The 10,262-nt window shown below is 49.8% G+C and carries 7 protein-coding genes; 1 reads left to right on the top strand and 6 read right to left on the bottom strand.

The annotated features are described in order from the left end of the window. The first annotated feature begins 128 nt into the window (after positions 1-128). Positions 129-1,973, top strand: coding sequence for a glutamine--fructose-6-phosphate transaminase (isomerizing) (gene glmS, locus NK638_RS10550; RefSeq protein ID WP_274632992.1), 1,845 nt, complete (start codon positions 129-131; stop codon positions 1,971-1,973). A 173-nt stretch (positions 1,974-2,146) separates the two neighbouring features. Here the strand turns inward: glmS and NK638_RS10545 are convergent, their stop codons facing one another. The 6 genes from NK638_RS10545 to NK638_RS10520 form a co-directional block, all read right to left on the bottom strand. Continuing rightward, the gene (locus NK638_RS10545) at positions 2,147-2,965 is read right to left on the bottom strand and encodes a sulfite exporter TauE/SafE family protein (RefSeq protein ID WP_105244374.1); all 819 of its coding nucleotides are present in this window, start codon (positions 2,963-2,965) and stop codon (positions 2,147-2,149) included. A gap of 66 nt (positions 2,966-3,031) precedes the next feature. Next, complete coding sequence (locus tag NK638_RS10540) at positions 3,032-3,535, bottom strand: flavin reductase (protein WP_025646795.1); 504 nt, start codon at positions 3,533-3,535, stop codon at positions 3,032-3,034. 103 nt (positions 3,536-3,638) lie between these two features. Beyond that, positions 3,639-4,667, bottom strand: coding sequence for a methionine synthase (locus NK638_RS10535; RefSeq protein WP_274632991.1), 1,029 nt, complete (start codon positions 4,665-4,667; stop codon positions 3,639-3,641). Positions 4,668-4,712: 45 nt separating this feature from the next. Next, positions 4,713-5,717, bottom strand: a complete 1,005-nt coding sequence (locus NK638_RS10530; RefSeq protein WP_274632990.1) for a DUF1852 domain-containing protein — start codon at positions 5,715-5,717, stop codon at positions 4,713-4,715. Between the two features lie 371 nt (positions 5,718-6,088). Beyond that, entirely contained in the window at positions 6,089-9,187 is a 3,099-nt protein-coding gene (locus NK638_RS10525; protein WP_274632989.1) for an efflux RND transporter permease subunit, read from the bottom strand. Then, on the bottom strand, positions 9,184-10,262 hold a 1,079-nt coding region (locus NK638_RS10520; protein WP_274632988.1), incomplete at its 5' end, for an efflux RND transporter periplasmic adaptor subunit. The genes NK638_RS10525 and NK638_RS10520, both read right to left, overlap by 4 nt.

The following is a 10,262-nucleotide window of genomic DNA, read 5'->3' as shown; positions in this document are numbered from 1 at the left end:
TAAAAAATAGTCTCTGTCAGTGCCATGGTTGAATGTTCAACACGCCCTATTGACAGATTAATAATTATCCATGTATTGGCATCTTTTCAAATCACATGGTATGAGAACATAAAATTTAAGGAATAATTATGTGCGGAATCGTTGGAGCAGTTGCTGAGCGTAATATCGCCAATATCTTACTTGAAGGACTAAAACGTTTAGAATACCGCGGCTACGACTCCGCTGGCCTAACGGTCATTCGTGATGGCGAGCTGCATCGCGAACGCCAAGTGGGCAAGGTACAAGCCTTAGTCGATGCCGTCGCGGTCAATCCTGAATTTTTTGATGGTCATATCGGTATTGCCCATACCCGCTGGGCGACACATGGCGAGCCTGCCCAGCGCAACGCCCATCCGCATATCTCTGGTAAGATCGCGGTGGTGCATAACGGTATTGTGGAAAACTATGCCGAGCTTAAAGAAACGCTGGTAGCAAAAGGCTACGAGTTTACCTCACAGACCGATACCGAGGTCGTTGCGCACTTAATCAATGATATCTATAAAACCACATCTGACTTATTAGAAGCAGTGCGTGCGGTCATTCCCATGTTGCACGGCGCTTTTGCCCTTGGCATTGTGCATATCGATTGCCCAGACGAGCTGATTACCGTGCGCCTAGGCTCACCATTGGTCATCGGTGTGGGGATCGGCGAGAATTTTATCGCGTCCGATCAGCTAGCACTTCTGCCCGTGACCAATCGCTTTATGTATCTAGAAGAAGGCGATATCGCCAAGCTGACACGCGACAGTATTGACGTATATGCAGATGGTGTAAAAGTAAAACGTCAAATACATGAGATTGACGCCGCCCAGCATAATGCCGATAAAGGCGAGTTCAGACATTATATGCTCAAAGAAATCTACGAGCAGCCAGATGCAGTTGCTCGTACCATTGAGATGGCAGTAGATAGCGATGCACCATCTAAGCTGCGTGATGACTTTTTACAGCGCCATGAAGCACTGTTAAAAGGCATTAAACAGGTTCAAGTCATCGCTTGTGGCACCAGTTATCACGCAGGTTTGGTGGCAAAGTACTGGTTTGAAAGTCTCATTCGTGTGCCGTGCTCAGTCGAAGTGGCTAGTGAGTTCCGCTACCGCAATCCGGTCGTCGTCGATAACACACTGGTCATTTGCATCTCGCAGTCTGGTGAGACAGCCGATACCTTATCGGCGCTACGCGATATTCAAAAACACACACCAGCCGGTCTTGTGAGCTTGGCACTGTGCAACGTACCGACGTCGTCTTTGGTGCGCGAGACCAATATCTTTTTGCCAACGCTGGCGGGCCCTGAGATTGGTGTCGCTTCCACCAAAGCTTTTACCACTCAGCTGGCCGCCTTGATGCTGCTGGTGTTAAAGGTAGGCGCCGTCCAAGCGCGCATGACAGACGAGAAACTGAGCACGCTGCTAGAGAAATTACAAGCGCTGCGCGGCCAACTGCATGCCAGCTTACACCTCGATGCGCCGATCAAAGTCATGAGCGAGCATTTTGAATATAAGAAAAGCTGCTTGTTTTTAGGTCGCGGTTTACAATTTCCTATTGCACTAGAAGGCGCATTGAAGCTAAAAGAGATCTCTTATATCCACGCTGAAGGCTATGCCGCCGGCGAGCTAAAACACGGCCCATTAGCCTTGGTGGATAAAGACATGCCAATCGTGGTGCTCGCGCCAAAAGACAGTATGTTTGATAAACTCAAAGCCAACATGCAAGAGGTGCATGCGCGCCATGGCGAGCTATTTGTCTTCGCCAGTGAAGAGAGCAAGATGGTTGCAGAAGATAGAATGCACGTGGTCTATGTACCTGAGGTTTGCGAGATACTGGCCCCCATCGTCTATAGCATACCTGTGCAGCTACTGTCCTACCATGTGGCCGTGATGCGCGGCACAGATGTCGACCAGCCTCGTAACCTCGCAAAATCAGTGACGGTTGAATGATACAACTTATTGATTTTGAATGTTTTTTATGAATTAAACCATTATATAACACTAAACCCTTTACTGTCTAGCATTACTAGATCGCAAAGGGTTTAGTGAATGTTGTTAGCCAAAATAATATTATTAGGGCGTGTCCTCATTCTAAAGAGAACACGCCCTAATAATATTATTCTCTAAACCAACCCTTTATAAAGAAAATAAAGTCCTACTACGAATAACAATACCGAAAAGCACTTCTTTAACAGTGGCGGTGAGAGCATATGAGCGACTTTTGCCCCAACTTTAGCGGTAAAAAAGCTCATACTCGCAATGCCCAAAAAGGCATAAATATGCACAAAGCCAATGGTATTGGGTACATCAACTTGCTGCTGCATACCAAAGAACATAAAGCCGAGCGCACCAGCAATGGCAATAGGCAAACCACACGCCGCCGACGTGCCTACCGCTTTTTGCATGACCACATTATAACGGGTGAGATACGGCACCGTTAAGCTGCCACCGCCAATACCAAAAATGGCCGAAGCCACACCAATAACACCACCTGCCGCAAGTTGCTTGGGTTTAGACGGTAATGCCACAGGCGTATGACTCGCATCACTCATATGTGTACGTCTTTTACCAGCGGTAAACATTCTATAAGCGACCCACAGTAAAAACACCCCGACAATCAGCTGCAGATATAACCCTGATATTTGCCCTGCTATCCCTGCTCCCAAAAAGCACCCTAGCGCCAAACCAGGTGCTAGATTTTTAAAGACCGGCCACATGACGCCGCCCTTTTTATTATGCGCCATCAGCGAGCTGATCGAAGTGACGATGATGGTCGCAAGCGACGTCCCCAAAGCCAGATGCATAATGGTATCGGCATCGTAGCCCATTTGGGTAAAGACGATAAATAACAGCGGTACGATAATGGTGCCACCGCCCACGCCGAAAAGCCCGGCCGCAAAACCTGCTAGTGCACCTATGATTAAAAAAATGATTAGTTCCACGGGATAGTGTCTTCTTATATAGATTTATTTTCTGAGCAAGTGCTCTATATTAATGCCAGTTATGACTTATACAAGCTCAACTTGACCGACGTAATGATAAGCACGGTTAAAATACACTAAACTCTCATCTTGCCCGCTTGGGGATTCTGGCGGTTTGATAGCGACCACTCGGCACATCAGCACACTATGCGTACCCACTTCTTGAATGTGCTCAATCTCACAATCAAAGCTCACTAGCGCATCTTTCAGGATAGGCGCGCCTGTCACAAGCTCAGTCCAAACTCCTTGCTCGAAGCGCTCATCTGAGCTTAGTTTAGAAGCAAAAGCATTGGATAAGTGTTCATGCTGGGCACCAAGCACATTGACGCTCAAGACTTTATTGTCCACAAAATGCCCATGTGAGCGCGCAGCTTGATTCATACATACCAGCAGTGTCGGCGGTGTATCAGTGACGCTACATACCGCCGAAGCAGTGAACCCATGAGTGCCTGACGGACCATTGGTGGTGATCACATTGACCGCCGTAGGCAATAGCGCCATGGCATCTCTAAAATCAGTGGCTTCAATCATATCTTTTATCATTACTGCAATCCTGAGAAACGTTAAATCTATAAGTACCTTGTTAACTGAGGCCACTCATAAGCTTAAACAAGCCAAAACTTGTTAAGTTTTGCTAAACGCTCAGCTCTTGCCGCACGATTGCCGCACCAGCGCTCAGCGCATGTAGTTTGCCGCGTGCCACCTCACGAGATAACGGCGCCATACCGCAGTTGGTCGAGGGATACAGCTTGTCCGCATCGACAAATTGTAAGGCCTTGCGTAGCGTATCGGCTACCTCCTCAGGAGTTTCAATATCATTAGTGGCGACATCGATTGCACCAACCATGACCTTCTTACCGCGAATGAGCTCTATCAAATCCATGGGCACATGCGAGTTTTGACATTCTAATGAGACGATATCGATATTGGACTGCTGCAGTTTAGGAAAGGCTTGCTCATACTGACGCCACTCTGAGCCCAGCGTCTTTTTCCAATCGTTATTGGCTTTGATGCCGTAACCGTAGCAGATATGTACTGCTGTCTCACATTGAAGTCCTTCTATAGCACGCTCTAGTGTCGCAATGCCCCAATCATTGACGTCATCGAAAAAGACGTTAAACGCCGGCTCATCGAATTGGATAATATCCACGCCTGCTGCTTCTAACTCGCGGGCCTCTTGATTGAGAATTTTAGCAAACTCCCATGCCAGTTTTTCACGGCTCTTGTAGTGACCATCATACAGCGTGTCAATCATGGTCATCGGCCCGGGCAATGCCCATTTGATCGGCTGATCGGTTTGCGCACGTAGGAACTTTGCATCGTCCACAAATACTGGCTTTTGACGGCTCACCGCACCCACGACTGATGGCACGCTTGCTTCATAGCGATCACGAATTTTAACGGTTTTACGGTTTTCAAAATCGACGCCATCTAGATGCTCAATAAATGTAGTCACAAAATGCTGGCGGGTTTGCTCGCCATCACTGACGATATCTATCCCTGCATGTTGCTGTTCTTGTAAGGTCAGACGCAGGGCGTCTTGTTTTGCCTCTATCAGCTCATCACCTTCTAATGCCCAAGGTGACCAGATTTTCTCAGGTTCGGCCAGCCATGAGGGTTTGGGCAAGCTTCCTGCAGTTGAAGTTGGTAATAATATATCCATGTTGTCTCATCTTTTGTATCGTAATATTTAATATCTAAAGCTCTATTAAGCCACTTGTTCATCAGCGCTTTTGTCTACCGCAAAGCCTGCTGCCCACTCATCTAGGATATCTTGATAAGGCGTAATAAATGTCTCTTCGGTGAACTTGCCTTGCTTCACTGCCAGCTGGCTGCGCTCCTCACGGTCATACACCACTTGCGTCTTTGAGTAGTCTTGGTAATTGAGACTGGGCTGATAGACCGCGCCTGCTCTGGAGTTGGCATTATAAATCTCAGGGCGATAAATCTTCTGGAACGTCTCCATCGTCGCAATCGCGCTAATCAGCTCCAGATCGCTGTAGTCGCTGAGCAAATCACCGGCGAAATAAAACGCGAATGGCGCTACGCTTCCTGTCGGCATAAAGTAGCGCACCGTAAGACCCATTTTATGGAAATAATCATCGGTTAACGAATACTCATCCTGATGGTACTCCACCCCTAATACCGGATGCTGGTTGCCTGTACGCACATAGGTTCTCTTACTGGACACACTCAAGCAAATCACCGGCTGCTTATCAAACTGAGATTGGTAAGCCTCTGAACGCAATAAATGCTGAAACAGCTTGCCATGCAGCACACCAAAGCTGTCTGCGGGCGGTGTACCTGGGTTTTGTCCGAAATGCTCTGGTAGCACAATGCTAAAATCATAATCACGCACATAAGAGGAGAAACTATTACCAATCATGCCATCGATGCGCTCGTTGGTTTGATGATCGACAATCGTGGTTTGTAGCATCTCGATACTGGGGAAAGTATGACCGTCGCCTGCCACCTCTAAGTCTGCTGAGATGATATCAACCTCTACCGAATAACGATCGGCGTTGGGATTGTCCCAATGCGCCAGATCATTAAAGCGATTGTTTATCATTGTCAATGTCTTACAAAGGTTGTCTTGACGGTTTACGCCGCGCGCTAGATTGGCAAAGTTGGTCGTCAGGCGTGTGCTATCGGCAGGCTCGTAGTTTTCATCGAAACGTATGCTAGATATGGTATAGGTAAATGGCTGAGTCATGATAGTCCCCTTTACTACTCTGATAGCTCTCGTCTCGAGGCATCAGATAAAAGCTAATTTGTGTATGGGATGAATCATACCTTGAACGTCAGATGAATAAAAACGATGTTATTTAAATATAAGATGAATTTAATTCATCTATGCAGGTTAAGTGAGCGGCTATGAGAGGTCAATCACTGGTACCCTCAGCTCAATTGTCTTGCTCACCTCTAGGGCGTGTTAAACCTTCACGAAAGACACTGCTTTGCCCGTTCGCAATGCGAGAGCGATGCTCGAGTGGAGGGCAGGACTCTTTTCTGCCGCTTTATTGTTGGTAACAATAGGCACTTAGAACGACTAAACTTAGCCAATAAGCCCAAACAAATCCTTATTTAAGTGTGATTATCAGTGCTCGACTGCGGCTTGCCACTCGGTGTCAACCATTTGGCAAACCATCCCGATAGATCATCCATCAATGTATATACCACCGGAATCACTACCAAGCTCAGTAGTGTCGAGGTGACAAGGCCGCCCAATACGGCTGCGGCCATCGGGCGACGGAACGTCGGATCGGCATCGCCCCACCCAAATACCAAAGGCAGCATCCCTGCGCCCATGGCGATGGTCGTCATGATAATTGGGCGCGCACGCTTGCGACAAGCATCAATGATGGCATCAAAACGAGCCAAGCCGCGGCGCTGAGCGATCAAGGCATAATCCACCAATAAGATAGAGTTTTTGGTGGCGATACCCATGAGCATAATAAAGCCAATCATCGATGGCATCGACAGGCTACTATTGGTAATGACCAAGCCGACAAACGCACCGCCAATCGAAAGCGGCAACGCCATCAGGATGGTAAAGGGCTGCAATATACGGCCGAATAATAAGATCAGCACGCCCAAAATACAGACCACACCGACCGACATGGCAATGACAAAACCACTAAACAGCTCTGCCATGTTTTCTGCCTGACCTTGGTCAATGATGGTAATCGATGGCGGCAGCGTCTGCATCGCTGGTACCGACTTGACCGCCTGCACCAAGTCGCCAAGCTCGCCATCAGAAGGCTGCACAGTAATACTAATGGCGCGCTCACGATCGAGCCGGTTGATCTGGGCCGGGCCTGTCCCAAAGTTTAGATCGGCCACCTCGCCCACGCGTACCCCTTGTCCTGCAGGCAGCGCGCTTGGCACGTATAGGCCTTCTAATTGGCTGACGTTTTGTTTGGCGACATCAGGCAGTCGCACCACAATAGGAATCTGCCGGGTATCGAGATTAAGCTTAGATAAGCGCTGCTCATAGTCGCCGACCGTCGCCACTCGTAGCGTGGAGGCGATATCTTGCGTGGTGACGCCTTTATCTGCCATCGCCAGTCTGTCAGGCATGACCGTAAGCTCTTGCCTCGGCAGGCTACGGTCACTGGTCACTGCGCCGGCGCTGGGCAGCGCTCGGATTTCAGTCATAATCTGCTGGGCGGTCTGCTCTAGCACCTCTGGATTGGTACTGGTCAAAGAAAAGTTGTAGCCCGTCTCGCCGCCGCTCGATAGACCAACGGTAAAGCGTGCGCCAGGTACCTCCGCGAGCAGATGACTGATTTTGCGCTCAATCTCTTGCTTAGAGATACGCTCTGCTCGCGGCGCAAGGACGATATCTAGCCCTGCGATATTTTCGGCTTTGCCGCCAGAGCTGGGCTCCATAGCAGCTTGCGCCTCCCCTACCGAGGTAAAGATATTGGTCACTTCGGGCATGGCCAAGATACGCTCACTGGCCATCGCTGCCACGCGATCGGTATCTTCGAGCGCCACATCTGGCGTCAGCTCAATCTCAACACGCGTCTGATCGATATCATTGTCAGGAATAAAGGAGGTCGGTAGCAACTTCACCAGCATCAATGAAGCGACAAACAGCACCAAAGTTGCGCCGATGGTGATCCAGCGTTGTCGCAAGGTCCATGAAACAATCTTAAGATACCAATCCATCAGCGCGCTTTGTTTTTCCACGCGATTTTTTTCTGGCCGCAGTACGTAAGCTGCCATCATCGGCGTGATCAGTCGCGCTACCATCAAGGACGCAAATATCGACAAAGCCGCTGTCCAGCCAAACTGACGGAAGAACTGCCCAACAATACCGCCCATAAAGGCCGTCGGCAAAAAAACAGCAATCAAGGTAAAAGTAGTAGCAACGACTGCCAGACCAATCTCATCAGCCGCTTCCATCGCCGCCTCATAAGGTGTCTTGCCCATACGCAGATGACGAATGATATTTTCGACCTCTACGATGGCATCATCGACCAACACCCCAATCACCAATGACAATGCCAATAAAGAAATAATATTGAGACTAAAGCCAAACAGATACATGCCCAAAAAGGTAGGAATAACGGACAGTGGCAACGCCACAGCTGCAACAATGGTCGCACGGATATTGCGCAAAAATAAAAACACCACCACGACGGCCAATAGTCCGCCTTCTATCAGCATACGCAGTGATGCTTGATAATCCTCGGCAATAGGTGTGGCTCGATCATAGACTTTTTCGATGCTGATATTACCCGTATCGGCCGCCAGTTTAGCAAGCTCGGCATCGACGCGCTCCATGACCTCGACCTCACTGGCACCGCGCGAGCGGGTGATGTTAAACGCCACCACCGTCTGCCCATCAAGCTTAGCAATCGAACTTGGGTCAGCAGCACCATCGGTGATTTGCGCCATACGTCCAAGCGCTTGCGTGCCACCTGTCGGCACGGCCACTTGTAGGTTGCTTAAGTCGCTTGCGCGCTCGACCGCCCCAAGCACGCGAATGGTTTGCGTGGTTTTACCGACCTCGGCTTCACCGCCTGAGCTGTCCTGCTGAATCCCAGCGATTTGCTGCGATAGCTGAGAGATAGGAAACTTTAAACCACTGAGCGCAATCGGGTCCGCTGCCACGGTGATCTCACGCTGCAGGCCACCGATACGGCTAACGGTACTGACACCAGGGATATCAGATAACCGCTTGGTGACCGTATCATCAACGAACCAAGACAGATCTGCCACATTCATGTTTTCTGCAGCGACAGAATATGTCACCACCGGAAACCCTGCGGTTGAGACCTTAGTAATGATCGGATCATTGGCCGCGGCTGGCAGATCCCCTCGCACCTCACCGACGGCTGAGCGCACATCATCAACCGCTTCTTGGATGTCTTTTTCTAGGACAAACTCAGTGACCATGGTGGCAGCGCCGGTTTGTAGGGTGGTGCGAATATGCTTGACACCTTCGATACTGGTCAGCTTATTTTCGACTTTTTTGGCAATGTCGTTTTCGAGCTGGGTAGGTGCCGCGCCAGGCAGAGTGACGGTCACCACCACGGCAGGCAAATCAATGTCAGGGAACTGCTGCACCTTCATTTGCATAAAGCCATAGATACCGCCCAACGTCAGCAGTACAAACAGTAAAATAGCGACCAACGGATTTTTAATCGAATAAGCAGATACATTTAGGCTCATGAGCGCGCCTGCGAAGCTGTATCAGCGTTATTATTGGATTGATTCAGACCATCGACGATGCGCACCAAATCGCCATCATTTAAAAAACTACCGCCTTGCTTGACGATTTGACTGTCGCTTGGCAATGGCTCTGTGACCGCCACACTATCGCCGAGACGCTCACCCAAACTCACACGCTGCTGCTTGATACGGCCTGTTTTTTGCGCTGCGTGGTCGGTGCGGATTTGTGTGACCATCATCACATAGTCATAGCCATCATTGCTGACCACCGCACTGTTAGGAATGGTTTGGGTGTCGCTGCTACCCAATAAAAACTCACCCGTTTGATACATGCCAGCGCGTACTTTTGCGTTGGCCGCTAGGCTAGCATAGATGGTGATTTGGCGATTGTTGTCCGCTGTCGGTGCGATGCGACTGACCTTCCCCATCACAGAGTCGCCATCTGGTAGGCTGACACGCACAGGCGTGCCAACAGTGACTTCCCCAACAAGCTTTGGATCGATATCTGCGCGCCACTCTAATACCCCGCCTTTTATAATGGTAAATAGCGGTTCACCGCCTGCGACCATGCCGACCTCCACCATTTTGTCACTGATGACGCCGCTGACTGGTGCGACGACCTTAGCGTTATCCAAGGTCAAACGTTGACTGTTGAGCCGCGCTTTTGCCGCCTGCAAAGACGCTCTAGCACGCACCTCAGAGGTGCGATAGCGATCGGCTTCTTGCCTACTAATGGCATCGATGTCTATCAAGGGTAAGACCCGTGCAGCATCAGCACTGGCATTGGCAAGGGTGGCTTCGGCTTCGGCCACGTCGGCTTCGGCTTGCAACACCTGCTGCTCCATCGCATCGGTATCAAACACAGCCAGCACTTGGCCTGCTTTGACGCGATCGCCCTCCTCCACCAAGACTCGCTCGACAGCCACGCCATTGACTTTGGCACTGATATTGGCCGTATCTTTGGCACTAATCGTACCGTCGGCGCTCAAGGTATTGCCAATCTTATCTTGGCTGGGCGTTACTGTTTCAACCGATAGCACCGCCTGCGCGTCACTGGCCGCCTTATCCCCTACCT

The sequence above is a fragment of the Psychrobacter sp. A3 genome, from assembly GCF_028823565.1.
In the GTDB taxonomy this organism is placed as follows: domain Bacteria; phylum Pseudomonadota; class Gammaproteobacteria; order Pseudomonadales; family Moraxellaceae; genus Psychrobacter; species Psychrobacter celer.
Note: the sequence above shows the minus strand (reverse complement) of the source record. Positions and strands in the feature narration are given on the sequence as shown.

Excerpts from the sequence above, each read along its gene's own strand:
- NK638_RS10540 (WP_025646795.1), bottom strand. The coding sequence starts at position 3,535 with ATGATTGAAGCCACTGATTTTAGAGATGCCATGGCGCTATTGCCTACG.
- NK638_RS10535 (WP_274632991.1), bottom strand. The coding sequence starts at position 4,667 with ATGGATATATTATTACCAACTTCAACTGCAGGAAGCTTGCCCAAACCC.
- NK638_RS10530 (WP_274632990.1), bottom strand. The coding sequence starts at position 5,717 with ATGACTCAGCCATTTACCTATACCATATCTAGCATACGTTTCGATGAA.
- glmS (WP_274632992.1), top strand. The coding sequence starts at position 129 with ATGTGCGGAATCGTTGGAGCAGTTGCTGAGCGTAATATCGCCAATATC.
- NK638_RS10525 (WP_274632989.1), bottom strand. The coding sequence starts at position 9,187 with ATGAGCCTAAATGTATCTGCTTATTCGATTAAAAATCCGTTGGTCGCT.